The organism is Mycobacterium sp. IS-1496 (assembly GCF_001499995.1).
GTDB lineage: Bacteria > Actinomycetota > Actinomycetes > Mycobacteriales > Mycobacteriaceae > Mycobacterium.
The window spans coordinates 23,833-49,553 of record NZ_LQIU01000019.1; the positions used below are offsets into that span (position 1 = coordinate 23,833).

A 25,721-nucleotide genomic window follows, 5' to 3' on the forward strand; every position below is an offset into this window, starting at 1 on the left:
AGTGCCGTTGGCGGTGGGGGTGTCACAGGCGGCCGCGGGGTGGCTGATCCTCCTGGCGGCGGCCGTCATCACCGCCGTGGGCGTGACGCTGAGGGCGTTCATCGGCCGCCGCGCCGACCGGCACGTGCTCGGCCGCCTGACCCGGCGGCTGCGGGAAACCGGGCCGGGGCGGCTCCTGTTCGGCCCCGTGCAGGGTGACGCGCTCGACCCCGAAGAACTCGACCACATGATCCTGATGCCCACGATCGTGGTGGCCTGCGGTCTGTGCCTGACCGCGGTGTTCCTGCTCGGCTACCGGATCCTCACCTAGCGCGCGGCCGCCTGCGCGGCCTCGCGGATGGGCCCCCGCCACAGCGGACCGTGGCCGGGCAGCAGCACATCGGTCTCGAGCGACGCCAACGCGGCGAGGCTGGCCACACACCGCGCCTGATCGTGGTTGAACAGCTCGGGCAGCAGTTGCGGCCGGGTGTCGGCGAGCAGGGGGTGGCCGGTCACCAGGGCGTCCCCGCTGACCAGTACGCCGTCGACGATGTAGGAACAGTGCCCGCCCGTGTGACCGGGCGTCGGGACCGCCCTCGGTGTTCCGGGCAGCGTCGCGGCGACCTCGTCGGTCAGGGCCTGCGCGGTCGGGATGCCGCCGCGGTACGTACCGCCCTTGCGGATGATCGTGAGCGACCACGTCAGCCAGCGTGGCCGCCATGCATGCCTGGCCACCTCGAGCGGTGAGACCTGCTCCAGGTGGTCGCGTTTGGCGTGGCCGACCTCGTCGGCGTGGGTGTAGACCGGCACACCGTGCGTCTCGGCGAACCAGATCGCCGAACCGAAGTGGTCGATGTGGGCGTGTGTCAACAGGATCGCGCGGATGTCGTCGATACCGAAACCCAACCGCCGCAACGAATCCAGGACGTCGGCGCGGTGACCGGGATAGCCGGCGTCGATGAGCACCACGCCCCCGTCGTCGGCCACCAGAGTCCAGTTCACCAGGTCGGTCTGCGCCAGGTGGACCCGGTCGGTGACGGCCGTGAGGGCTGCTGCCATGCCGCGAGTGTAGGCAGAGGAGTAGAAACGAGTCGTGCGCACGCGAGGAGCAGGGAGAGACCATGGCTGAACTCAAACTCGGTTACAAGGCGTCGGCGGAGCAGTTCGCGCCGCGCGAATTGGTGGAGTTGGCGGTGGCGGCCGAGGCGCACGGGATGGACAGTGCGACGGTCAGTGACCATTTTCAGCCGTGGCGTCACGAGGGTGGGCATGCGCCGTTCTCGTTGGCGTGGATGACCGCGGTGGGTGAGCGCACCGAGCGGTTGCAGTTGGGGACGTCGGTGCTGACGCCGACGTTCCGGTACAACCCGGCGGTGATCGCGCAGGCGTTCGCGACGATGGCGTGTCTGTACCCGGGCCGGATCTTCCTCGGGGTGGGCACCGGTGAGGCGCTCAACGAGATCGCGACCGGTTATGAGGGGGAGTGGCCGGACTTCAAGGAGCGGTTCGCTCGGCTGCGGGAGTCGGTGCGGTTGATGCGCGAGTTGTGGCTCGGTGACCGTGTCGACTTCGACGGCGAGTACTACCGCACCAAGGGCGCATCGATCTACGACGTCCCCGAAGGCGGTGTGCCGGTGTACATCGCCGCGGGTGGACCGGTGGTGGCGAAGTACGCCGGCCGTGCCGGTGACGGCTTCATCTGCACCTCGGGCAAGGGCGAGGAGCTGTACAAGGACAAGTTGATGCCCGCGGTGGCCGAAGGTGCCGACGCCGCGGGCAAGAACGTCGACGATGTCGACAAGATGATCGAGATCAAGATCTCGTACGACACCGATCCGGAACTGGCGCTGGAGAATACGCGGTTCTGGGCGCCGTTGTCGTTGACGGCCGAGCAGAAGCACAGCATTGACGATCCGATCGAGATGGAGAAGGCCGCCGACGAGTTGCCGATCGAGCAGGTGGCCAAGCGGTGGATCGTGGCGTCGGATCCCGACGAGGCGGTGGATAAGGTCAAGGACTACGTGGGGTGGGGCCTGAACCACTTGGTGTTCCACGCGCCCGGGCACGACCAGCGCCGCTTCCTGGAGTTGTTCCAGCGCGACCTCGAGCCGCGGCTGCGCAAGCTCGGCTGAGGCTCACCCCGCCGTCGGCGGCGCGGGCCTGCCGGTCGCCCGGTAGACCCGGAACCGTTCGTCGCCGGTGGCGCCGTACACCGAGTGCACGAGCGTCCCCAGCCCGGCGCCGTCCTGCCACAGCGTCGGGTACCGGACGTTCAGGGCGTCGGCGTCGCTGATCCCGGGATTGCTCGCGACGATGTACTGCACCCCGAAGTCCCACGGGCGGTTGAGGGTTGCGGTGAAGTCATAGTCGCTGGTGATGACGAACTGCTTCGGCCGTTGGGAACCCAGCCAGACGCCCCACGTGTTGAAGGTGTCCATCAGCACTGCGCCCTCGGGCAGGCGCTTGCGATCGAAGTAGGCCGCCAGTTCGCGGTCGTTGACCATCAACCGCCGGTACCACTGCTCCGCGGACGGATACCGCTGTGGGTCGGTCAGCGATCTGAGCCCGAACTGCAACTGCTGGTTGCCGATCCGCTCGTCGGACATCGCCGTGACGGTGACCGGGATGCCGATGACCAGCGATGCGCTCAACAACCCGGCGCCGACGCGGCTCGCGACCGCGTCGGACCGTTGCGCGGTGGTCGCGCGCCGGGCGCGGGGCTGCCAGAACGCCAGCGCGATACAGATGACGAGCGGGATCGCGAGCAGGTAGAACCGGAACCAGCCGAACGTGGTCGACGTGAACTGACCCCACGCGGCGAAGACCAGAACAGGGCCGAGGGTGGCGACCGGGACGAGGGCGGTGATGTTGCGGCGGAGGACCGCCCACGCGGCAGCGCCCGCAGCGGCGATCAGGACGAACGGTTGCATGCCGAGCAGCCGCGCCGCGATCACGACCCAGTCGTCGGACGCCGCACCCGCCAGCGGGCTCGCCCGGTCCATCGCCGCGGCGACCTGACTGTCGTTGCCGTACTGCGAGGACAACGTCGCGAAGAGTTCGCCCGACACCACCCACCCGGTCAGCGCCCAGATCGCGAACGCCGACACGAGAGGGAACATCACGATCAGGACGTGAAGGATCACCGAATTCACCCGCTGACCGGGCCGCGCACGCTGAACGGCGACCGCGGCCACCACCAGCGCCGCCCCGCACGCCGCGGGCACCGCCTCGTAGCGCGACAGGTACCCGACGCCGAGAGCTATTCCCGCCCAGGCGAGGTCACCGACCCGGTTTCCGTTCACCCATTGCATAAGGTGCCGGACGCACCACACCAGCGCGAACGTCTCCGCGGCCTCGCTCATGCCCGAGGCGCCGTAGGTGACGATCATCGGGTGCAGCGCGAAGCACGCGACGGCCAGCCACCGCCAGACTGCGCCGACACCGCGGTCGAGGGCAATCCGCCGGACCATGACGGCGGCGCCCGCCATGAACAGCGCGCTCTGCACCACGCCCGCGAGGCCGTGGGTCTTGAGCGCCGGCCACCAGTCGGCGAGCGTCAACACCGGGATCTCGACCAGGCTCGGCAGCGGATTCCACACGAACCCGATGGCCGAGAGGTGCGGTTGACGGCTCATCAACACGTATCCGGCGTTGGCCACCCGGCTCGGCGAGTCGGGATCGAACATGTTGAACCGCAGGACAAGTAGCGCACCGACGGTGAAGTACAACGCGCTCAGCGCGGCGAACAGCGCGACGCCCCAGATGCGCCGCGGGGCGTCCGCCGTCACCGGAGGCGGCGGCGACGTCGCATCAGCACGAACACCACGGCCGCGATCGTCACGGCCGCGCCGGTGGCCAGTGACAGCACCGCCCACCACTTCCACGGGTCACCCGGGTACTCGTTGACGAGCGCGCCGCCCTCCCGCACCGTCAGGTTCACCGTCTGATGGGCCGCACCGGTGGCGACGACGTCACCGGTCAACGACGCCCACCGGTCCGGCAGTCCGCGGATGTGGTCGAACGCGTCGTCCACCAACGCCCAGTCCCGGGTCCCACTGATCGACAGCACGGTGCGGGCATTGTGGGTGAACACCTGCAGGACCCCGAGCGGACCGCTGAAGTCGACCTCGGTCTCCGGTGATCCGCTGATGCCGAACGTGTTCGGGGCGCCGGGCAGCAGCGGCGGGGTCATCCCCGCTGCGGCGAGTTCCGCCCCTTCACCGACGACGAGCAGGCCGGTGCCGGACGCGGCGGCGGCGTCGAACGTCGTGACGCGCGGCCGCAGTGTCTCGCCGGTCTGCTGGCCCATCAAATTGATCGCCGCCGCGGCGTACCGGAGGTGTCCGGGAGCGTCGATCGCGACGTCGAAGTCGGGGGTGAACGCCATCGGCAGCACCGGGAAGCCGCCGCGGTTGCGCAGGCCGGGGGTGACGGTGACGGTCGACTGCGGGTCGAGCGCGAACGTCATCCGGTCGTTCATCGGTGCGCACTCCTGGTCGGGCACGTAGCGCAGCTCCAACGCCATCCCCACGTTCGACGTGATCGACTCCGCCGGGATGTCACCGGTCAGGTCGAGCACGCCCGACTCGTCGAGACGGCGGGTGGCCAGTACGGTCGTCCCCGACCGGATCAGGACCGACGCCTCGCCGCCGACCACGGGTGTGTACCTGGCTTTGAGGTGCACCGTCGCGTCGGTGATGGGTCCGACGGCGAACCTGGCGACGTCGAACCCGGCGTAGAGGGTGGTGGTGCCGAGCACCGACGCCTCACCGGTCATGCCCAGCTGGGCGAAGGTCTTGATGTCGGTCGACTGCGTGCGGTTCGGCGTGGCGTACAGCGTTGCCGCTGAATCGCTTTGGGCGAGCGTGAAGCGGCGGTCGGCGAACAGGTCCACCTGGCGTACCAGTTCCTCACCGGATCCGCCGACCGCGAGGACCGCCGCCGGTGTGCCGGGATTCCTGACCGCCATCGACCCCTTCCCGCCCTCGCTGATCTCGATCACCCGGCGTCCCGGTGTGCCCTTCGCCGGCGGAGCGTCGGAGGTGTCGATGTCGATCCGCACCGGCATGGGGCGGTACAGACGGGTCAGTTCGGCGACGAGTGTCAGTGCGGCCTGCTGTTCGGACGGTGTCGGCGACGGCCCGACACGGATGACGATCTCGTCGAGGTAACCGGGCAGGAAGTCCGACACGGTTCGCGGATCGGGGGTCGGTCCGGAGAACGAGTTGCCGAGCTGGGTGAGCGACAGCGACGGCGGCTGGCTGCAACTGTCGGCGACCGGGCCGCGATCGCGCAGCACGAACCGGAGCGTGGCGCTGCCGTCGACGATCTGGGCGCCGGAGATGTTGACGGTGAACGGTTTCGACTCCGCCTCGCGGGGCACCGGGAAGGAACCGAGGATGGTGTCGCGCCCGTCCATGACCTCGATCCGTCCGTCGGTCACGTTCACCACCGAGCCGACCTGACCGGTCAAGGTGTTGGGCCGAACCCCGGTCGGCACCGGGATGGACACGTCGGCGGGCTGATTCTCGCCGATCAGGTCCATGCGCTCCGCGACACCGAGCGATTCCCACCGGATCTGTCCTGCCGCGCCGCTTCCGGTCACCACGGTGTTCGCCGGGTCCGCCTGCGCCGCAGGAGGGCTCGATGTGACCAGCGCGAGGCCGGCGACGACGAGTGCGGTGACGGCGCGGGTGAGAACGTTCATCGAGGTCCTTCGTCGGGTGGGAGGGTCATGCGGAGGGGGACAGACCGTGAACGGTCTTCTCCCAGAACGAGGGTCGGGCGAGGAGCTGATAGATGGCCTTGACCGCGGCGACGGACTGCAACATCCAGTACAGCGGTGCCAACAGCGCCGCCCACCACAGATGCGGTTTGCCCAGTGCCGCGGTGACGATCAGCCCTGCGAACACGGACAGGGGCGCGCAGATCAGGAGGAGGAGCAGACACACGTAATAGGTGACCGGCGGAAACAGCGCGCCGATCGCGTCGGGCCTGCCCAGCACCCAGACGAACAGGGTGAACCAGAAGACCACGTTGAGCGCACTCGTCATCGGCACGCCCCCGGTCATGTTGATGAACCGGAGGAAGCCCTTGGTGCCCAGTTCGCGACGCAGCGTCGCGGGCGTGCGCAGATGAACGAGCATCGTCTGCAGGTAACCCTTGTACCAACGCGAGCGCTGCCGGATCCAGTTCACCACATCGGAATTGGCCTCCTCCAGAGTGACCGAGTCGAGGATGAGGGTGCGGTAGCCGTGCCGCGCCAACCGCACACCGAGGTCGGCGTCCTCGGTGACGTTGAACTCGTCCCAGCCACCGATCTCCCGCCACACGCGCACGGACATGTGATTCGACGTGCCCCCGAGGGGAACCACACACCCGGAGTTCTCCACGGCGGGCAGGACGACACCGAACCACTGGTCGTATTCGAGGGAGAAGAATCTGGTCAGCAGGTTCTGGCGTTCGTTGAAGTAGCCGAGCCGGGCTTGCAGACAACCGATCTCGGCGGGCATCCGACGGAAGGCGGCGACCGCGCGCCGCAGTTGCAGCGGGTCAGGGATGTCCTCTGCGTCGTAGATCGTCAGATACTCACCGCGCAGATCGGGAAGCGACATGCCGTGGTTGCAGGCCTTGGGCTTGGTCTTGGGCAGGCTGTGCGGCACGATCACGATCCGCGCCGACTGCAGGTCGGCGCCCAGCAGCGCCTCCTGCGTGGCGATGTCGTCCTCCTCGATGAGCAGGAGGATCTCCAGTTTGTCCGACGGATAGTCGAGCCGACCGACCCCGTTGATCAGGTTGGTCACGATGGTCGGTTCGTCGTAGACCGGGAGGAGCACCGTGTACACGGGGAGTTCGTGGTCGGGGATGGCCCTGGCCTCCTCGGCGCCGACGGTGACGAGGCTCGACATCCGAAGGCCCTTGAACAGCAGGTGATTGCGGTCGGCGGTGGACACCAGGTACGCGCACGCGATCACCCCGGTGAGGGCCGGCGCGACGATCGACGGCCATGCCCAGACCGCGGCGGCGAGAGCAGCGAGGGCCGCGGCGGCCAGCGTCAGGGACCGCGGCCCGAGCAGCCCGCGCGCCGACATGTGCGCGGGCAGCAGGGTGCGCGACGTGTCAGGCATCGGCCGCCGGACCGTCCGCCGGATGGGCGGTGCCGGCCGCGCTGAGCCGGACTGCCAGCCCGACCACCTGCCGGAGCACGAGGTCGTCGACATCTCCCGTCGCGTGGGGTTGTTGCCGGGCGATCCACAGTGCGGGCCGCAGTGACACGTCGAGCAGGCGCACCGGTGACGGCTCGGGCGGTCGGCCGGCGTCGGTCAGCGACTGGTCCGCCACGACAGTGACCCGCTGGACGACTTCGCCGGTCTGCCAGTCCCACGCGATCGCCACCCAGTCCTGGCTGTCGCCGTCGCGGGCGGCGTCCGCGTTCGTGTGGGCGATGCGCGCGCCGGCCGGCAGTCCCGACGCGGGGGGAGCGGGACGGAAGTCGACCGGTAGGGACGCGGGGTACCAGCTCGGGTCGCCGATCGCGGTGAGGGCCGCACGGTGCGGTGTGGTGATGACGTCGACGGCGAGCGCCGGGGAGCCCGGGCGCGTTGTGGGGCGATATCGCACGAACGTGGCGGCCGGGCCGGCGTAGCGGGTGATGAAAGCGTAGGACGACGACGCGGTCAACCCGGCCGCCTCGATCCAGCCCGGCGCGGCGGTGGGCAGCGGTGCGGGCCGGACCGTGGCGGGGTTCAGCACGGCGAGGGCCGTGGCGATGACGGCGAGCGCTGCCAGCGACCGAGCCGAGTTGTGGTGCGGCGGCGACCACGTCGGGACGCCGGACGACGCGGCGCGGCGCCGGGACAGCACTGTCGTGGCGACCGGGAGCGCGGCCCCGACGACCAGCGCCGTCACCGTCAGCGGCAGGTGCGGTCCGGCTGTGAGAACGACCGTGGTCGCGACGAGGAAGCACGTCGACGCCGCGACGAGCCGTCGCAGCAGGGCGACCGCCGGGCACGCCAGGAAGACGGCGACGGCACCGGCGGCAACGGCGGGTGCCGCGGCTGCGATGTCCGACCCGCCGAGGACGGCGGTCATCAGGAGCGAGGGAAGGGGACTGGCGAAACCGACCGCGAAGATCCACAGCGGCCACATCCGCACGACGTGCCGCACGCCGAACAGCACGGTGAGCAGCGCGGCGAACCACACGATCGCGCCGAAGTCAGGAAGATGCCAGAGTGCCGAAAGGCTCGGCAGCCGGTGCCGGAGGAGTTCGAATCCGGCGAGCGCGGGAGCGGCCACCATGACGGCGATGATCCAGTTCGACTCGGTGTCGCCGACACCGCGCGGCGGTGTCCGGTGACCGGCGGCGATGAGCACGACCAGAAAAGGCAGCGCCGCAAGCACCGGTGTGCGCGATCCGGCCACCGAATCGGCGAGGGTGGCGGCGTAGGTCTGGCCGTAGGCGACCGCGGTGAGGACGACCGCGATCGCCAGCCGACGCGCGATCCACCGCCGGCGGATGGAGGTGGAGACCGACGCGCCGCCGATCTCCATTAGGGACGCTAACGGCTTCGCATGAGCGATTGCAGTAACGCCATGCACTGATGGCGTCGTTTTTGGGACGTCGACCGGCAGTGGTGCGATATCTGCAGAAGTAGCAGTTCCCACGGCATTCCTGACTCGCAAGTAAGTTATTGACGCACACGTATGTGACATGTGCGTGCGAAGGTAGCAAATAGTTATGCAATAACCAAACCTGTCTGTGTCGGACCGTTTTCCAAGGGTCGATCGGCCTGTTGGCCGCGATGGCGCTGATGCGGCAGGCTGTGAGGGTGTCTGACGAGACCGCACCGCGCGTATCCGCCATCTACGTCGCGTCGCCGGAAGGTGACACAGGAAAATCGACCATCGCGCTCGGGCTGCTCGACCGTCTGACGGCCACCGCGGCCAGGGTCGGGGTGTTCCGGCCCATCACCCGGCAGGGTCCGGCGCGGGACTACATCCTCGAGCTGCTGCTCGCCCACGCCACAGCGGGCCTGCCGTACGAGGAGTGCGTCGGGGTCAGCTACCACGACCTGCACGAGAACCCCGACGATGCGCTCGGCGACATCGTCGACCGCTTCCACCGCGTCGCCGACCGGTGCGACGCGGTGCTGATCGTGGGCAGCGACTACACCGATGTGGCCAGCCCCAGCGAGCTGTCGATGAACGCGCGTATCGCCGCCAACCTCAGCGCGCCCGTCGTCCTCGCCGTCAAGGCGCGCGGGCGCACCCCGGACGAGGTCGTCCAGGTCGTCGAGGTCTGCCTCGACGAGATCGCCGCCCAGCACGCCCACACCGCCGCGGTGGTGGCCAACCGGTGTGATCCGGACCGGCTTGCCGAGGTGCGTGAGGCGCTGAAGCGCGACGGCGCCCCGCAGGTCTACGTCCTGCCCGAGGAGCCCCTGTTGGTCGCGCCCTCGGTCGCCGAACTGCGCGACTCCGTCGACGGCACCGTGATCAGCGGTGACGAGAAGCTCCTCCACAGGGAGGCGATGGACGTGCTGGTCGCCGGGATGACCGCCGAGCACGTCCTGGAACGGTTGACCGAGGGTGTCACGGTGGTCACGCCGGGCGATCGGTCCGACGTCGTCCTCGCCGTGGCGAGCGCGCATTCGGCCGAGGGGTTCCCGTCGCTGTCGAGCATCATCCTCAACGGTGGGCTGGATCTGCATCCTTCGATCGCCAGGCTGGTCGCCGGCCTGAAACTACGACTGCCGATCGTCGCCACCGACTACGGCACGTTCGAGACCGCCAGTCGGGTGGCGGGCACCAGGGGGCGGGTGACCGCGGCGTCGGCGCGCAAGATCGACACCGCGCTGACGCTGATGGAGACCCACGTCGACACCGCGGAGCTGTTGAGCCGGTTGGCGATTCCGATCCCGACCGTCATCACGCCGCAGATGTTCACCTATCAGCTCCTCGACCGGGCGCGCGCGGACCGCAAGCGCATCGTGCTTCCCGAGGGTGACGATGACCGCATCCTCAAGGCGGCGGGGCGGCTTCTGCAGCGCGGCGTCGCAGATCTGACGATCCTCGGTGAGGAGGCGCGGGTGCGGGCCCGCGCGGCCGAACTCGGCGTCGACCTGAGCGCCGCGGCGGTGCTCGATCCGCGCACCAGCGACCTGTGCGACCAGTTCGCCGAGCAGTACGCCGAACTGCGCAAGCACAAGGGCGTCACCGTGGAGCAGGCCCGCGAGATCATCCACGATGTCTCGTATTTCGGCACCATGCTGGTGCACAACGACATGGTCGACGGCATGGTCTCCGGTGCGGCGCACACGACCGCCCACACGGTTCGTCCGGCGTTCGAGATCATCAAGACCCTGCCCGACGTGTCGACGGTGTCGAGCATCTTCCTGATGTGCCTGGCCGACCGCGTGCTCGCCTACGGTGACTGCGCCATCGTCCCCGACCCGACGTCCGAACAGCTGGCCGACATCGCCATCTCCTCCGCCCGCACCGCGGCGCAGTTCGGCATCGAGCCGCGGGTGGCGATGCTGTCCTATTCGACCGGCACGTCCGGAACCGGTGCCGAGGTCGAAAAGGTCCGCGCAGCAACGGAACTGGTGCGCAAAAGAGAACCGGACCTGCTCGTCGAGGGGCCGATCCAGTACGACGCCGCCGTGGAACCGTCGGTCGCCAAGACCAAGATGCCGGATTCACCCGTCGCCGGGCGGGCCACCGTGCTGATCTTCCCCGACCTCAACACCGGCAACAACACCTACAAGGCGGTGCAGCGCAGCGCAGGCGCCATCGCGATCGGGCCGGTGCTGCAGGGTCTGAACCAACCGGTCAACGACCTGTCGCGCGGCGCCCTGGTCGAGGACATCGTCAACACGGTCGCGATCACCGCGATCCAGGCACAGGGGGAGCGATGACCCGCACCGTTCTGGTACTGAACTCCGGCTCCTCGTCGCTGAAATTCCAACTGATCGACCCTGATTCGGGGTTGTCCCTTGCCGACGGAATCGTCGAGCGCATCGGCGAGGACTCCTCGTCGGCGAGTCTGGTGTGCGGTGAGCGGGAGGTCACGCACAGCGACCGGGTGTCCGACCACGAGGCCGCTCTGCGCACCGCCTACGGCATGTTCGACGAGGCCGGGGCCGAACTGGGCAGCGTCGGACTGGTCGCGGTCGGACATCGGGTGGTGCACGGTGGCCCAGATCTCTACGAGCCGACGGTGATCGACGACGCACTGGTCGACACGCTCGAAGAGCTGGCTCCGATGGCGCCGCTGCACAACCCGCCCGCCGTGCTCGGCATCCGCGAGGCCCGCAAGGCCTTCCCCGATCTGCCGCACGTCGCGGTCTTCGACACCGCCTTCTTCCACGACTTGCCCGCTGCCGCAGCCACGTACGCGATCGACCGGGACGTCGCCGAGCAGTGGCACATCCGGCGCTACGGGTTCCACGGCACGTCGCACCAGTACGTCAGTCAGCAGGCCGCACTGTTCCTCGACGCCCCGTTGTCGTCGTTGAGCCAGATCGTGCTGCATCTGGGCAATGGCGCATCCGCGTCGGCGATCGTCGGAGGCCGGCCCGTGGACACCTCGATGGGCCTGACGCCGATGGAAGGTCTGGTGATGGGCACCCGGTCCGGTGATCTCGACCCCGGCGTGCTCGTGTACCTCTGGCGCACCGCGGGTATGAGTGTCGACGACATCGAGACGATGCTCAACAAACGTGCAGGCGTCCGCGGTCTCGGCGGTGAGATCGACTTCCGGGTGCTGCATCAGCGCATCGAAGGCGGTGACGAGAACGCGCGACTCGCCTACGAGGTGTACATCCACCGGTTGCGCAAGTACATCGGGGCCTACCTCGTCCTGCTGGGCGGCGCCGACGTCATCGTCTTCACCGCCGGGGTCGGCGAGAACGACGCCGCGGTGCGGCGCGATGCGCTGTCGGGCCTCGGGCGGCTGGGCATCGAGTTGGACGAGCATCTCAACGAGAGCCCGTCGCACACCGCGCGTCGCATCTCGGCGGAGACATCGCCCACCACAGTGCTCGTGATCCCGACCAACGAGGAGTTGGCGATCGCCCGGGCGTGCATCGAGGTCATGTGACGATCAGAGATGATGACCGCGAATTCCCGAAACTCGCAAGGAGTTCGTCATAGGATGCGCTGATGAATTCGGGGGGCATCACTTGGTGGGCGGAGTGCCCGCAGTGAACCAGGTACTTCAAGCCGTCGCGGCGAGCCCGCTGCAACGAAGGATCCGGCGGGACAAGCTCACCTATCTTGGATACCGGAAGCTACGCAGCCTCTCGCGGGCCGCCGAGGCGGTTCGGGAGGTACCCGGATGCGTCATCGAATGTGGGCTGGCGTTGGGAGGATCGGGCATCCTGTTGGCCACCGAGTTACCGGATCGACCGTTCCACGGCTACGACGTGTTCGCGATGATTCCGCCGCCGGGACCGAACGACCCCGCCAAGGCTCACAATCGGTACGAGGTCATCGCGTCGGGCCGTTCGGAAGGTCTCGGCGGGGAGACGTACTACGGTTACGTGGACGATCTGTTCGAGCGGGTGTGCGACTCGTTCGCGCGCTACGGAGTGCCGACCGGCGAGCGGATTCACCTCCACAAGGGTTTGTTCGAGGACACCCTCGACCCGCAGTGGCCGGTCGCGTTGGTGCACATCGACTGCGACTGGTACGACCCGGTGAAGCTGTGCCTCGAGCGGGTGACGCCGTGGTTGTCGCCGGGCGCGCGGGTGATCCTGGACGACTACTCCGACTATGGCGGAGCGAAGAAGGCGACCGACGAGCATGTCGCGGCCCATGCCGGATTCAGCGTGGAGCGCGACGCCGGGCACCGGGTGCTGGTCTACGCGCCGGTCACCGCGTGAAGCGAAGCCGACCGAACCACTAGGTGCCGGCGGGATGCGATATCGCCGGTGATATCGAATCCCGGAGTGACATGTGCACTCCCCGTCACGAGGCCCGAACGCTAGAACGTGCTCATCGGGCGCACGCTGTTCGCCAGGTCGATCAGCGCGTAACGGTGCGCCTGGGTGGGCGCGACGCGTGCCAGCGCGCGCAGCGACGCCTCGACGCCGAGCTGCAATCCGTGCTCGGTGAACGGGAATCCGAGGATGTGGTTGGTGTTCGCCGAGTTGTCGACGAGCCAGTCCATGGCGGTGCCCAGCACCAGCGCCCGGATCTGAAGCACCCGCGGTTCGGTGTCGGGCAGCGCCTCGACCCGGCGGGCGGCGTTGCGGATCTGCTGTTCGGTGATCTCACTCGACGACCGCCCCGACAGCAGCGTCACCGCACTGGTCAATCGGGCGGTGGTGAAATGCCGTGACGTGGCGGGAACCTCGTCGAGTGTGCGCACGGCACCCTCGCGGTCACCCTCGGCGGACTGCGCGCGCGCGAGCCCGAATCCGGCGGAGATGATGCCGTGGTCGGTGCCCCACACCGTCTCGTAGAACCTGCGCGACGGCGCCTGTTCGGCATCGGAGCCGCAGAGTTCGGCCGTGGCCGCCAAAGCCAGCTTCGGCGCCAACTCGCCGGGCAGTGTGTCGAGCACCTCGGTGAAATGCTTTGTGGCCGCGTCATAGTCGGCCGACAGCAGCGCGGCGACCGCACGGAACCACACCAACCGCCACCGCCAGCCGACACGGGTGTGCAGATCGTCGAGCTTGCGCGTGGCCTTCGCGACGTCGCCGAGATCGAGCAGCGCGCGCACCTCCATGAGCGGCAACTCGACCGATTCGGACAGGTCGATGCCCTCCGAGTCCAAGGAACCGTGTCGGGCGGCACGCAACTGATCGAGCGTCTGCACCGGCTGGCTCAGCACGCTCGCCGAGAGCACCGCGGCGCCCACGTCGGTGGGATCCACCAGCGGTACGGGCAGCGCCCGCACGATCTCCTGGGCGGTGAGCTTCTCCGAATGCACCTGCCCGTCGACGTAGACATCGGTGTGGCCGACCAGCAGGTCGATGCCGAACGTCGACCGGGTGGGTGAGAACACCGTCGACAGACCGGGTCTCGGGACACCGGTGTCGCGGGCCACCACTTCGCGCAGCACGCCCAGCAGCTGTGACGACATCTCCTCTGCGCTGGCGAACCGGCGCCGCGGGTCCGGGTCGATCGCTCGGCGCAGCAACCGGCCGAACGAGTCGTACTGCGTCAGCACCGGATCGTCGGCGGGCAGACCCTCCACGTAACGGCCCTTGCGCGTGCGCAATTCGAGCGTCAACGCCGCCAGCGTCCGGCCGACGGTGTAGATGTCGCTCTGCACGGTCGGACCCGTCCGCACGATCTCCGGCGCCTGGTATCCGGGGGTGCCGTACAGGTAGCCGAACGAGTTGATCGTCGACACCGCGCCGAGGTCGATCAGCTTGACCTGATCCTCGGTCAGCATGATGTTCTCGGGTTTGAGGTCGTTGTAGGTCAGCCCCAGCGAGTGCAGGTAACCCAGCGCAGGCAGGATCTCCAGCATGTAGCCGATCGCCTGGGCGACCGGAAGGCGTTGTCCCCTGGCCTGTTTGAGCGACGTCCCGCCGACGTACTCCATCACGATGTAGCCGACCGGGCTGCCGTGCTTGTCGTCGTGTTCGACGAAGTTGTAGATCTTCACGATCCCGGGGTGCGTCACCTCGGCGAGGAACTGCCGCTCGGCCATCGCGATGGCCTGGGCCTCGGCGTCACCGGAGTGCACCAGACCCTTGAGCACCACCGGCCGTTCGTTGACGTTGTGGTCGAACGCGAGATACACCCAGCCGAGGCCACCGTGGGCGATGCAGCCCTTGATCTCGTACTGGTCGGCGACCATGTCACCCGGATTGAGCTGGGGCAGGAACGAGTACTGGCTGCCGCAGTGCGGGCACCAGCCCTCCGACAGCGCCTTCCCGTCCGACGTCGACCGTCCGACCGGCCGCCCGCAGTTCCAGCAGAAGCGTTTGTTCTCGGCGACCACCGGATTGGTCATCAGCGCTTCGAGCGGATCCTTGGTCGGCACCCGCGGGATCTCCACCAGCCCGCCACCGAGCCTGCGGACCGGCGACAGCGTCCGGATCGCCGTGGTCGCGTGGTCCTGCGGTTCGGTGTCCCCGGTGTGCACGCTGATGCTGTCGGAGTCGTCGAAGTCCGGCCGGAACACCGCCTGGGTGGCCATCGGGCGCATCGTCGACGCCGAGTCCAGATCGAGGTCGTCGAGGCTCGCCGGCTGGGTGCCGGGATCCTCCTCCAAGCCGGGGTCGATGCCGGCGTCGAGATCGTGTTCGGGCCTGGCCATCAGTCCACGTACCTCGCCACCGGCGGTGCGGGCGCGGGGCCCAGCACCGTCAACCACTTGCGGTAGAGCGCAGACCAGGTGCCGTCGTTGCGGATGCGCTGCAACGTCCCGTTGACGAACCGCACCAGCCCGGTGTTCTCCAGGTTCACCCCGATCCCGTACGGCTCCTGGTTCATGCTCGGCCCGACGATGTGCAGGTACGGGTCCTGCGCCACCAACCCGGCCAGAATCGTGTCGTCGGTGCTGACCGCGTCGACCTGCCGCTGCTGCAGTGCCACCAGGCAGTCGGCCCAGGTGACCGTCGACACGATGATCGGCGGGGGACTGATCTGCTGGACCCGCCGCAGCGACGTCGTCCCCTTCACCACGCACACCCGTCGGCCCGAGAGGTCCGCGGCCCGCGTGATCGCCGAATCGCGGGGGGCCAGGATCCGCTGGTTGGCGTTGAGGTACACCGTCGAGAAGCCGACCTTCTTCTTCCGCTCGCAGGTGATCGTCATGGTCTTGACGACGACGTCGACCTGGTTGTTCTGCAGCGCGATGATCCGGTCGGCCGACGACAGGATGCGGTAGTCGACCTGGGCCGGGCTGCCGAAGATGTCGCGGGCGATCTCGCCGGCGATGTCGACGTCGAAGCCGGTGATGTCACCGGTGATCGGATCGCGGAACGAGAACAGGTTGCTGCCGATGTCGAGGCCGACGATGAGCCTGCCCCGCTCGCGGATGTACGCCACGGCGTCGTCGGCCTCGGCGCGGGTGGGGAAGGGCCGCAGGCTCGCCCGGCGGTTGCAGTCGTCGGCCTCGGGCATCGGCAGCCGCGCGTGCTCGGGGGGCAGCTCCTCCATCCCCGCCGGGGTGGGCGGCGCGAGGGTCACACCGGGTGTCGGCACCACCGACGCGGCCTGTCCGCAACCCGCCAGCACCACCACCGCGGCGGTGAGCGACGCGAGCAGCCTCGACATGCTCATCACCTGTACTCACTGAGTCGTGGCCACAGACCCAGCGCCACCGCCACCGCGGCGATCACACTGAGCGCCGCAGCGCCCGCCGTCGCACCCGACAGCACCCGCCGGGCATTGAGGATGTCGTTGCGCAGTTGGCTCCGGCTCTGCTCGATCGCCTTGCTCAGCGCGTCGTTGAGCTTGTCGAACGCGGGTGTCGAATCGTCCTCGCCGGTGCCGAGCGCGACCTGGGTGGCGGCCTGGTAGTTACCGACGGCGATGTAGGCGTTGATCCGGTCGTCGGCCGCCCGCCAGCGGGAGAGCAGATCCTCGGCGGCGGCCAGGTCGGTGCTGTCGATCGCGTCCTCGCGCGCGAGGTACTGCGCCAGTTTCTTCTGCATCCCGTCGATCCGCTGGTAGTACGACTGTTTGCGGACCTCCTCGTCGCCGCGGCGGATCAGCGCCAGTGTCTCGTCGGCGCGGGCCTGCTGGGCGGTGATGGCCAGGGTGGTGATGGTCTTGAGCGATTCGGCGCCGGCGCCCTTGGCGCTGCGGCTGTCGGTCGTCGAGATGGTCAGCGCGGTACCGACCCACAACACCATGATCAGCACCGCCAGCCCGCCTGCGACGAACCCGATGTTCACCCGCCGCCGGGTCCGTCGGGCCAGCCAGCGGTTGGCGAACAGACCGAACAGCAACGTCGCCAGCACCACGAGGATGACCGGCGCCGGGATGCGGGTCGATGCGCCTGTCTCCTGGTCGACCTGCGCCGAGGTCCGCTCGTAGAGCCGTTCGGCGTCGGGCAGGATCTTCGTCTGCATCAGCGACGACGCCTCGGACAGATACGACGAGCCGACCGGGTTGCCCGCCCGGTTGTTGGTCCGCGCCGTCTCCACCAGTCCGGTGTACACCGCGAGTTCGGCGTTGATGCGGCCGAGCAACTGCACCAGCTGCTCGTCGGTCAGCCCGCTCGAGGCCCGGGTCAGGGCCACCGCGGCATCGGTGATCGCCTGTTCGTAGCGTTGGCGCACGTCGCGGGGTTCGGTGCCGGCGATGAACGCGGTCGCGGCGGCGGCGTCGGCCACCGACAGCCGGCTGTACAACTCGCCGGCGGCGAACGACAGCGGTTCGGTGTGGTTGAGGACGGTGGTGAGCGCCTGCTGGCGGTCGTTGATCGTCGTCGACGTGGCGAAGGCGCTGGCGATCGCGAGTGCGGCGAGCACAACGCCGATGGTGAGGATGCGGCCCGGCGTCGTCCACAGGAAGAACCAGCGCGGGTGGGCGGGCGTGGTCGGCGACCGGGACGCGAGCGGCTCGGTCGAGGGATGCGCCAACTCCACAGTCACCTGTGCGCCGTCCTCATCTATCCGGCAACTTTCCGACCGTCTGACTCTATAAAAGAATCCTAAGAGGTTCTGTCACGGCTCGCGCCCAATCGAGCGGAGCCGCAGAGGTTGGCGCGGCCCTATCCTGTACGGGTGCGTGGCGACGGTGACGGCTGGGTGTTCTCCGACGGCGGCGGCCGCTACTGGGGCAGGCACGGCGCCGCCGGTCTGCTGTTGCGCGCGCCGCGGTCCGACGGGTCGGCCGCGGTGTTGCTGCAGCACCGCGCGCCGTGGAGTCACCAGGGCGGGACGTGGGGTCTGCCCGGCGGCGCCCGCGACAGCCACGAGACACCCGAACAGGCCGCGGTTCGCGAGGCCCATGAGGAAGCGGGGCTCTCGGCCGACCAACTGACCGTGCGGACCACCGTGGTGACCGCCGAAGTCGTCGGTTCCGGTGGCGCGTCGTGGACCTACACCACCGTGATCGCCGACGCGCCCGCGCTGCTGCACACCGTGCCCAACCGGGAGAGCGCCGAACTGCGCTGGGTTCCCGAAGCTGACGTCGCCGCGCTGCCCCTGCATCCGGGCTTCGCCGCCAGTTGGGAGCGCCTGCGGACCGTCACCGCGGCCTTCCCGCTGATGGTCAACGGCCAGCGGTGAGCGCGTCCTTGAGGCGCTGAGCCGCCGACTTCGGATCGTCGGCCGCCGTGATCGCACGCACCACCACGATGCGGCGGGCACCCGCGTCGAGCACCTCGGGAAGCCGGGCCTCGTCGATACCGCCGATCGCGAACCACGGCTTGTCGGTGCTCAGCGCGGCGGCCTCACGGACCAGGTCGAGTCCGGGGGCGGGGCGCCCCGGTTTGGTCGGCGTGGGCCAGCACGGCCCGACACAGAAGTAGTCGACCTCCTCGGTCACCGCGGCGCCGACCTGGGCGCTGTCGTGGGTGGACCGGCCGATCAACGGGCTCTCGCCGATGATCCGGCGGGCCACGGCCAGCGGCAGATCGTCCTGGCCCAGGTGCAGCACGTCGGCCCCCGCGGCCAGCGCGATGTCCGCGCGGTCGTTGACCGCCAGCAGCGCGCCGTGGCGGCGGGCGGCGTCGCCGAGGATCTCGAGCGCGGCCAGTTCCTCGCGCGCCTCGAGAGGCCCGAACCGACGTTCGCCGGGTGACCCCTTGTCGCGCAGTTGGATCAGGTCGACGCCGCCGGCGAGCGCCGCGTCGGCGAACTCGGCGAGGTCACCGCGTTCGCGGCGGGCATCTGTGCACAGGTACAGCGAGGCCTGCTCGAGGCGTCGGCCGAGCCGGTCGAGGGGTTCACGCACACGGCGACGGTAGCGCTTCGACCGCGGGTAGGGTTGATGGCCGACACGGGAGTCCCGGGACAGCGGGACTGAGAGTGGGTCCGATCATCCGGCCCTTACCGTCGGACCTGATCCGGGTCATGCCGGCGAAGGGAGGCCCATGCCACCGGACAAGACTCTCGCCGTCATCGGCGGCGGGGTCATCGGCCTGTCGGTCGCGCGCCGCGCTGCGCTCGACGGCTGGACGGTGCGGGTGCACCGCAGCCCCGAAAGGGGTGCGTCATGGGTGGCGGGCGGGATGCTCGCTCCGCACAGCGAGGGCTGGCCGGGGGAGCACGACCTGCTGCGCATCGGGCTGGACTCGCTGCGGTTGTGGCACGACGGCTTCCTGGCGGGTCTGCCCGCCGACGTGGTCACGGCGCGGGAGTCACTGGTGGTGGCCGTGGACCGCGCCGACGCCGCGGACCTCAAGACCGTCGGCGAATGGCTGGCCGCCCAGGGTCACCCCGTCACGCTCACCACAGCGGCCCGGGACATCGAACCGCTGCTCGCGCAGGGCATCCGGCACGGCTTCGTCGCCGATACCGAACTGGCCGTCGACAACCGCGCCGTCGTGGACGCCCTGGAGGCGCACTGCACCCGGCTCGGGGTGCGGTGGGCGCCGCCGGTCGACGATCTCGCCGCCGTCGACGACGTCGTCTCCAGGGTGCTCGCCAACGGCGTCGACGCCCCGACGCTGTGGCCCGGCCTGCCTATCCGCCCCGTGAAGGGCGAGGTGCTGCGGCTGCGCTGGCGGCGCGGGTGTATGCCCGTCCCGCGCCGGGTGGTTCGTGCCCGTGTCCACGGCAGGCAGGTGTACCTGGTGCCGCGCGCCGACGGCGTGGTCATCGGCGCCACCCAGTACGAGCACGGCCGCGACACCGCCCCCGCGGTGACCGGGGTGCGCGACCTGCTCGACGACGCGTGCACGGTCATGCCGGCGCTGGGGGAGTACGAGTTCGCCGAGTGCGCGGCGGGGCTGCGACCGATGACGCCCGACGGGCTGCCTCTTGTCGAATGGCTCGACGAGCGCACACTGGTGGCAGCAGGGCACGGCCGCAACGGCTTCCTGCTGGCGCCGTGGACAGCCGAACGGGTCGCCGCCGAACTGCAGACGACACAGGGAGCCAGGACATGAACGTGACCGTCAACAACGAAGACGTCCACCTCGACGGGCAGACCACCGTCGCGGAGCTGGTGGCCCGAATGGGCTTCCCCGAGAAGGGTATTGCGGTGGCGGTCGACTGGTCGGTGCTGCCGCGGTCGGAATGGGAGACGCCGCTGCGTGACGGGGCGCGCGTCGAGGTGGTCACGGCGGTGCAGGGTGGCTGACCAGACACTCACGATCGCCGGCCGCGAGTTCGGGTCGCGCCTGATCCTCGGCACCGGCGGGGCGGCCAATCTCGCCGTACTCGAACAGGCGCTGATCGCGTCGGGCACCGAACTGACCACGGTCGCGATGCGGCGCGTCGACGCCGAAACCGGCACCGGCGTACTCGAACTGCTGCACCGACTGGGGATCAGCCCGCTGCCCAACACCGCGGGGTGTCGCGGGGCGGCGGAGGCTGTGCTCACCGCGCAGCTCGCCCGGGAGGCGCTCGGCACCGACTGGGTGAAGCTCGAGGTGATCGCCGACGAGCGCACCCTGCTGCCCGACGCCGTCGAATTGGTCCGGGCGGCAGAACAACTCGTCGACGACGGTTTCACCGTGCTGCCATACACCAACGACGATCCGGTGCTCGCCCGGCGACTCGAGGACATCGGCTGCGCGGCGGTCATGCCGTTGGGGTCGCCCATCGGCACCGGTCTGGGGATCGCCAACCCGCACCACATCGAGATGATCGTCGACGCCGCGAACGTGCCCGTGATCCTCGACGCCGGCATCGGAACCGCCAGTGACGCCGCGCTGGCGATGGAATTGGGTTGTGACGCCGTGTTGTTGGCCAGTGCCGTGACGCGGGCCGCCGATCCGCCGGCGATGGCCGCCGCGATGGCGGCCGCCGTGACCGCGGGTCACCTCGCCCGCCACGCCGGTCGCATCCCGAAGCGGTTCTGGGCGCAGGCGTCGAGTCCGGCTCTGTGAGTCCGGCACTGTGACGCGCTACGTGGCGCTGGGTTCGTCCATGGCGGCGGGCCCGGGTATTCGGCCGTCGGCCGACGGCGCGCCGTTCCGTGCGGGCCGCTCGGCGCGCAACTATCCGCACCTGGTGGCCGAACGCCTCGGCCTCGACCTGACCGACGTCACCTATTCGGGGGCCACCACCGCCAACGTCCTCGACGAACCTCAGCACGGCACACCGCCGCAGATCGAGGCGCTCGACGGCACCGAGGCCCTGGTGACGGTCACGATCGGTGGCAACGACGTCGGCTACGTGCCCATGCTGATGGCCGCCGGACTTCCACGGCCGGTCCGCTGGCTGCCGCCGGTGCGCGCACTCTTCGACCCGACCGCCCGGGACCGCGCACTGGTCGAGGTCGGCGAAGCGCTGCACCGCGTGGCCCGCGCGGTACGGGGCAGGGCACCGAACGCCGAGGTGCTGTTCGTCGACTACCTGACGTTGTTGCCGCCGCCCGGTCAGCCGGTCGGACCGCTGTCGGGTGTCGATGCGGCGCTGGGCCGGCGGATCGCCGACACGCTCGAGCGGCTGACCGGTCGGGCCGCCGCGGACGCGGGCTGCGGCTGGGTCCGTGCCGCGCAGGCCAGCCGCGCCCACCACGCGTGGTCGGCAGAGCCCTGGACCACCGGGCCGGGTATCCCGTGGCCCGGTCGGCCGGCACCCCTGCATCCCAACGCCGCCGGGATGCGCGCGGTGGCCGATCTGGTGGTCGCCGCGGTGGAGTCGCCGCGATGATCGAGTTGATCGGTCTCACGAAGAGATTCGGCCGGGTTCGCGCCGTCGACGATTTGACGTGCACCGTGGAACCCGGTGTCGTCACCGGCTTTTTGGGCCCCAACGGTGCGGGCAAGTCGACGACCATGCGGATGATCCTCGGGCTGGACCGGCCGAGCGCGGGGACCGCCACGGTGCTGGGCCGGCCGTACCGCGAACACCGGCACCCGCTGCGGACGGTGGGTGCCCTGCTCGACGCCAGGCAGGTCCACCCCACCCGCACCGCGCGTGCGCATCTGCGGTGGATCTCCGCCAGTAACAAGCTGTCCGACAAGCGTGTCGACGACGTTCTCGGCATGGTCGGCCTCGCCGACGTCGCGGGCAAGCCGGCGGGTGCGTTCTCGTTGGGGATGTCTCAACGACTCGGGATCGCGGCTGCTCTGCTCGGCGATCCGCAGGTACTGCTGTTCGATGAGCCGGTCAACGGCCTCGACCCGGAGGGCATCCGGTGGATCCGCACGCTGATGCGCGACCTCGCCGGCGAGGGGCGCACCGTGTTCGTGTCCAGCCACCTGCTCGCCGAGATGGCGCAGACAGCCGACCGGTTGTTGGTGATCGGGCGCGGCAGACTGATCGCGGCCACGACCGTCGGCGAGTTCGTGAGTCGCGCCGGCCTGGAGACCGTGCGTGTGCGGACCCCTGACCGAGACCGGTTGTGCGACGCGTTGACCGCCGCGGGGTTGTCGTCGACGGTCGAGGATTCGGCCGTACTGGTCCACAGCGCGTCGACCGAGCAGGTCGGTGAGCTGGCGGCGCGACACGGAGTGACTTTGCACGAGTTGAGCATTCAGCGTGCGTCGCTGGAGGAGGCGTACATGGCGCTGACCGATCAGGCCGTCGACTTCCGGGCGCAGCGCTGATGCTGCGCGCCGAGCTGCTCAAGCTGTGGACCACCCGGGCGCCGGTGTGGTCGGTGCTGACGGTCGTGGTGTTGAGCGTCGGGCTGGCGGCGATACAGGCATCGGTGGGCAGTGCGAGGACGCCGATCGAGCCGGAACGCGCGGCGGTCGGCGTCGCGACGTTCGGCGTTCCCGTCCTGTTGATATTGGCAGCGCTGACCGTCACGGGCGAGTACCGCACCGGCATGATCCGCACCACGTTCCTCGCGATGCCCCGCCGCACCTATGTGCTGTGGACGAAAGCCCTTGTCACTGCGTGGTTCTCGGGTTTGACCGCCGCGCTGACGGTTGTCGCGGCGGTGGTGTCGGTGCGGGTGGTCGGCACGGATCGTCAAGCCGCTGAGCTCTCGCTCACAGAATCGGCGGTGTGGCGCACCGCCGGAGCGGTCGGCCTCTTCGCCGCGCTGGGCGCCGTGCTCGCCGTCGGCTTGGGAGTGCTGGTGAGGCACAGCGCAGGCGTCATCGCGATCCTTCTGCTGCTGCCGTTCGTCGTGGAACCGTTGGTCGGGACGCTGCCGCAGGTGGGGGAGAAGGTCGGCCCGCTGTTGCCGTTCGCGAACGCTTATGCCTTCACCGGTGTGCCGTCACTGCAGACGTTCGCGATGTGGTGGGGTCCGATGGGTGCGTTGCTGTACTTCGCCGCGGTGACCGCCGTGGTGGCCGTCATCGCCGTCGCGGACATCAACCGGCGCGACCCGTAGCGGGCCCACTTGGGAGCTGCGCTGTGAAGGCGCGAGCAACTTCTGGCTTCCCCGAGTGCATCGCGCCGTGTGACGTGCTGCAACCCGCGCGCGTAGGCCACCCTCGCGGGTTTTTGAGCAAACTGATTGTTGATACTTGAGGCCCCACCTTACGTTGCTTTTCGCAAGCAATATAGGCGATTCGGTCGAACACTGGGTTGCCGCGTGATATGAAAGTTCTGCGCTTGCTCGCATGCCGACAACGGGTGTAACAGTTCGTTGCGCCGCACATCTACGCTGTTCACCGTGCGGAGATGCGCGCTGATGTTCGCTAACCGAGGTTCAGGCTCTTTGCTCTTTGTGCCGTGCGACGCGTGGACTGCGGAACCAGTCGCTTGCAGATGCAAATTCTGCGTCCGGTCGATTTGGTTCTGTAGTCAAGTTCGTGGCGAATATTGACAAGTGCGAAAGCATGGACATAGTTTGACCCACTACCGGGCGACTTAGGGCAGCGCCGGACAGAAGGGTCGGGGCACTATGGGTAAGCATTCTCTACGGCCGGCGGACGAAACTCCGGGACCGGATAAGGCCGAACTCCCCAGTGCGGGGGCCACCGTGAAGAAGACTCTGAGCGCATTGTTCGCCGGTGGCATGGCGCTCTCGGTCACCGCTTACTACCAGGCGCCTCAGGTGCCGGCCATCCAGCTACTCTCCGCGCCCGGTGGAACGGGGATGCTTCCGCTTGCGCCGGCCGGCGGCAGTGAATTGGATGGGTCCGACGGATCCGCCACGAGTGATACGGACGGCGTCGGTGAGTCGTCCACTTCTGACGACGATGCGACGGCCGCGACCGACGGTGGCGATCAAGCACCTCCGAAGAGTCGTGTCGGCGCGCGCGGTCTGCTCGACCTCGGCGGTGGCGGCCTTGATCTGGGTAATCTCGACATCGGCGATCTGGTGGACGGTCTCGACGACACGCTGGACGTCACCGACGCGACCGACCTGACCGATCTCACGGACGCGGTGGATTCAGCGGTCGATGGGCTCGACGACACCGTCGATTCGACGTTGGATGCGCTGGACGCGACGCTCGACGTCAGTGACTCATCGGACTCCCCGGATGGCGGGGTGGGCGATCTGGTCGACAGTGCGGTGGACGGGGTTCTCGACACCGTGGATGAGGTCGCCGACAGTGCGGATCTGACCGATGTGGTCGATGGCACCGATCTGACTGACACCGTGGACGCCGCGGTTGATGGTGTTGCGGATACGGCGGATTCGACGCTGGATGCGCTCGACGCGACGCTGGACGTGAGTGACTCGTCGGACACCCCGGATGGTGGGGTGGGGGATCTGGTCGACAGTGCGGTCGACGGAGTTCTCGACACCGTCGATGAGGTCGCCGACAGTGCTGATCTGACCGATGTGGTCGACGACACCGATCTGACCGACACTGTCGACGCCGCGGTTGATGGTGTGGTGGACGGCCTGGACAGCGCTCTGGACGACACTGTCGATACCGCGGTTGATGGTGTTGTGGATACGGCGGATTCGACGTTGGATGCGCTCGACGCGACGCTGGACGTCAGTGACTCGTCGGACACCCCGGATGGCGGGGTGGGGGATCTGGTCGACAGTGCGGTCGACGGGGTTCTCGACACCGTCGATGAGGTCGCCGACAGTGCCGATCTGACCGATGTGGTCGACGGCACCGACCTGACCGACACCGTCGACGCCGCGGTTGATGACGTGGTGGACGGCCTGGACAGCGCTCTGGACGACACCCTCGACACCGCTGTTGATGGTGTTGCGGATACGGCGGATTCGACGCTGGATGCGCTCGACGCCACGCTCGACGTCAGTGACAGCTCAGACACCCTGGATGGTGGGGTGGGGGATTTGGTCGACAGTGCGGTCGACGGGATTCTGGACACCGTCGATGAGGTCGCCGACAGTGCTGATGTGACCGATGTGGTCGACGACACCGATCTGACCGACACCCTCGACACCGCTGTTGATGGGGCGGTCGATGCCGTGGACACCGCCTTCGACCTGAACGACAGCTCCGACACCCCCGACGGTGGGGTGGGCGACTTGGTCGACAGTGCGGTCGACGGCGTGCTCGACACGGTCGACTCTGTACTGGACAGCACCGATGCCACCGACGGCGTCGACGCCAGCGATGGCTCCGACTCCACCGACAGCAAGCCGACACCCAGCCCGATCGCACGCTTCTTCAAATTCCTCAGCGACTTGTTCTGGAGCGTCGTTCATTTCATCCAGGAGGTGATCCACCGATTCGGTGACCTGATCTTCGGCGGCGACGGTGTCCCCGGTCGAAATGGGTGGTGGGAGCTCTAGGCGGTCATGGTGTACCTGGTCAA

The 25,721-nt window shown here is 68.8% G+C and carries 22 protein-coding genes; 13 read left to right on the plus strand and 9 right to left on the minus strand.

What is annotated here, in order from left to right:
* The first annotated feature begins 1 nt into the window (after window position 1).
* Complete coding sequence (locus tag AU195_RS11870) at window positions 2-310, plus strand: hypothetical protein (RefSeq protein WP_059159265.1); 309 nt, start codon at window positions 2-4, stop codon at window positions 308-310.
* On the opposite strand, the gene AU195_RS11875 is transcribed toward AU195_RS11870, so the two are convergent.
* Window positions 307-1,038 (minus strand): MBL fold metallo-hydrolase, encoded by a 732-nt coding sequence (locus AU195_RS11875; protein ID WP_059159266.1) that lies wholly within the window; start codon window positions 1,036-1,038, stop codon window positions 307-309. The two genes, AU195_RS11870 and AU195_RS11875, sit on opposite strands and share 4 nt — an antisense overlap.
* Window positions 1,039-1,100: 62 nt before the next feature.
* On the opposite strand from AU195_RS11875, the gene fgd reads away from it, so the two are divergent.
* A complete protein-coding gene (gene fgd / locus AU195_RS11880; RefSeq protein WP_059159267.1) occupies window positions 1,101-2,111 on the plus strand; it encodes a glucose-6-phosphate dehydrogenase (coenzyme-F420) in 1,011 nt (336 codons plus the stop codon).
* 3 nt (window positions 2,112-2,114) lie between these two features.
* Here the strand turns inward: fgd and AU195_RS11885 are convergent, their stop codons facing one another.
* From AU195_RS11885 to AU195_RS11900, 4 genes are read right to left on the minus strand one after another with little or no spacing between them, the layout of a single operon-like run.
* Window positions 2,115-3,767, minus strand: coding sequence for a glycosyltransferase family 39 protein (locus AU195_RS11885; protein WP_059159268.1), 1,653 nt, complete (start codon window positions 3,765-3,767; stop codon window positions 2,115-2,117).
* A complete protein-coding gene (locus AU195_RS11890; RefSeq protein ID WP_059159269.1) occupies window positions 3,764-5,686 on the minus strand; it encodes a hypothetical protein in 1,923 nt (640 codons plus the stop codon). The genes AU195_RS11885 and AU195_RS11890 overlap by 4 nt, the downstream gene beginning before the upstream one ends.
* Before the next feature lie 25 nt (window positions 5,687-5,711).
* Window positions 5,712-7,106, minus strand: a complete 1,395-nt coding sequence (locus tag AU195_RS11895; protein WP_059159270.1) for a glycosyltransferase family 2 protein — start codon at window positions 7,104-7,106, stop codon at window positions 5,712-5,714.
* Window positions 7,099-8,529, minus strand: a complete 1,431-nt coding sequence (locus AU195_RS11900; protein WP_059159271.1) for a hypothetical protein — start codon at window positions 8,527-8,529, stop codon at window positions 7,099-7,101. Before AU195_RS11900 ends, AU195_RS11895 begins: the two co-directional genes overlap by 8 nt.
* A 278-nt stretch (window positions 8,530-8,807) precedes the next feature.
* On the opposite strand from AU195_RS11900, the gene pta reads away from it, so the two are divergent.
* The 3 genes from pta (at window position 8,808) to AU195_RS11915 (ending at window position 12,863) form a co-directional block, all read left to right on the plus strand.
* Window positions 8,808-10,895: a phosphate acetyltransferase gene (gene pta, locus AU195_RS11905; protein WP_286149222.1), complete on the plus strand. Its 2,088-nt coding sequence runs from the start codon at window positions 8,808-8,810 to the stop codon at window positions 10,893-10,895.
* Entirely contained in the window at window positions 10,892-12,079 is a 1,188-nt protein-coding gene (locus tag AU195_RS11910) for an acetate kinase (RefSeq protein ID WP_059159273.1), read from the plus strand. Before pta ends, AU195_RS11910 begins: the two co-directional genes overlap by 4 nt.
* 103 nt (window positions 12,080-12,182) lie before the next feature.
* Window positions 12,183-12,863: a TylF/MycF/NovP-related O-methyltransferase gene (locus tag AU195_RS11915; RefSeq protein WP_059159310.1), complete on the plus strand. Its 681-nt coding sequence runs from the start codon at window positions 12,183-12,185 to the stop codon at window positions 12,861-12,863.
* A 101-nt stretch (window positions 12,864-12,964) separates the two neighbouring features.
* Here the strand turns inward: AU195_RS11915 and AU195_RS11920 are convergent, their stop codons facing one another.
* Genes AU195_RS11920 through glnX form a run of 3 tightly spaced genes read right to left on the minus strand, consistent with a single transcriptional unit; the run spans window position 12,965 to window position 17,543 of the window.
* A complete protein-coding gene (locus AU195_RS11920; protein WP_059159311.1) occupies window positions 12,965-15,256 on the minus strand; it encodes a serine/threonine-protein kinase PknG in 2,292 nt (763 codons plus the stop codon).
* A complete protein-coding gene (locus AU195_RS11925) occupies window positions 15,256-16,224 on the minus strand; it encodes a glutamate ABC transporter substrate-binding protein (protein WP_059159274.1) in 969 nt (322 codons plus the stop codon). The genes AU195_RS11920 and AU195_RS11925 overlap by 1 nt, the downstream gene beginning before the upstream one ends.
* Window positions 16,224-17,543, minus strand: a complete 1,320-nt coding sequence (gene glnX / locus AU195_RS11930) for a protein kinase G-activating protein GlnX (RefSeq protein WP_059159275.1) — start codon at window positions 17,541-17,543, stop codon at window positions 16,224-16,226. The genes AU195_RS11925 and glnX overlap by 1 nt, the downstream gene beginning before the upstream one ends.
* 132 nt (window positions 17,544-17,675) lie before the next feature.
* Between glnX and AU195_RS11935 the strand changes: the two genes are divergently transcribed.
* Window positions 17,676-18,182 (plus strand): NUDIX hydrolase, encoded by a 507-nt coding sequence (locus AU195_RS11935; protein WP_059159276.1) that lies wholly within the window; start codon window positions 17,676-17,678, stop codon window positions 18,180-18,182.
* Here AU195_RS11935 and thiE read toward each other — a convergent pair.
* The gene (thiE, locus tag AU195_RS11940) at window positions 18,166-18,849 is read right to left on the minus strand and encodes a thiamine phosphate synthase (RefSeq protein ID WP_059159277.1); all 684 of its coding nucleotides are present in this window, start codon (window positions 18,847-18,849) and stop codon (window positions 18,166-18,168) included. The genes AU195_RS11935 and thiE overlap by 17 nt on opposite strands.
* A gap of 139 nt (window positions 18,850-18,988) precedes the next feature.
* Here thiE and thiO point away from each other — a divergent pair, with 139 nt between their 5' ends.
* The 7 genes from thiO (at window position 18,989) to AU195_RS25690 (ending at window position 25,698) form a co-directional block, all read left to right on the plus strand.
* Entirely contained in the window at window positions 18,989-20,005 is a 1,017-nt protein-coding gene (gene thiO / locus AU195_RS11945; RefSeq protein WP_059159278.1) for a glycine oxidase ThiO, read from the plus strand.
* Window positions 20,002-20,199, plus strand: a complete 198-nt coding sequence (thiS, locus tag AU195_RS11950; protein ID WP_059159279.1) for a sulfur carrier protein ThiS — start codon at window positions 20,002-20,004, stop codon at window positions 20,197-20,199. Before thiO ends, thiS begins: the two co-directional genes overlap by 4 nt.
* On the plus strand, window positions 20,192-20,950 hold the full coding sequence (locus tag AU195_RS11955) for a thiazole synthase (protein WP_059159280.1): 759 nt from the start codon (window positions 20,192-20,194) through the stop codon (window positions 20,948-20,950). Before thiS ends, AU195_RS11955 begins: the two co-directional genes overlap by 8 nt.
* A 10-nt stretch (window positions 20,951-20,960) precedes the next feature.
* The gene (locus AU195_RS11960) at window positions 20,961-21,719 is read left to right on the plus strand and encodes an SGNH/GDSL hydrolase family protein (RefSeq protein ID WP_286149223.1); all 759 of its coding nucleotides are present in this window, start codon (window positions 20,961-20,963) and stop codon (window positions 21,717-21,719) included.
* Window positions 21,716-22,618 carry an ABC transporter ATP-binding protein gene (locus AU195_RS11965; RefSeq protein ID WP_059159281.1) on the plus strand — a complete coding sequence of 301 codons (903 nt, stop codon included), beginning with the start codon at window positions 21,716-21,718 and terminating at the stop codon, window positions 22,616-22,618. The genes AU195_RS11960 and AU195_RS11965 overlap by 4 nt, the downstream gene beginning before the upstream one ends.
* The gene (locus AU195_RS11970; protein ID WP_059159282.1) at window positions 22,618-23,358 is read left to right on the plus strand and encodes a DUF2705 family protein; all 741 of its coding nucleotides are present in this window, start codon (window positions 22,618-22,620) and stop codon (window positions 23,356-23,358) included. Before AU195_RS11965 ends, AU195_RS11970 begins: the two co-directional genes overlap by 1 nt.
* Before the next feature lie 630 nt (window positions 23,359-23,988).
* Window positions 23,989-25,698, plus strand: a complete 1,710-nt coding sequence (locus tag AU195_RS25690; protein ID WP_059159283.1) for a hypothetical protein — start codon at window positions 23,989-23,991, stop codon at window positions 25,696-25,698.
* The last annotated feature ends 23 nt before the right edge of the window (window positions 25,699-25,721 follow it).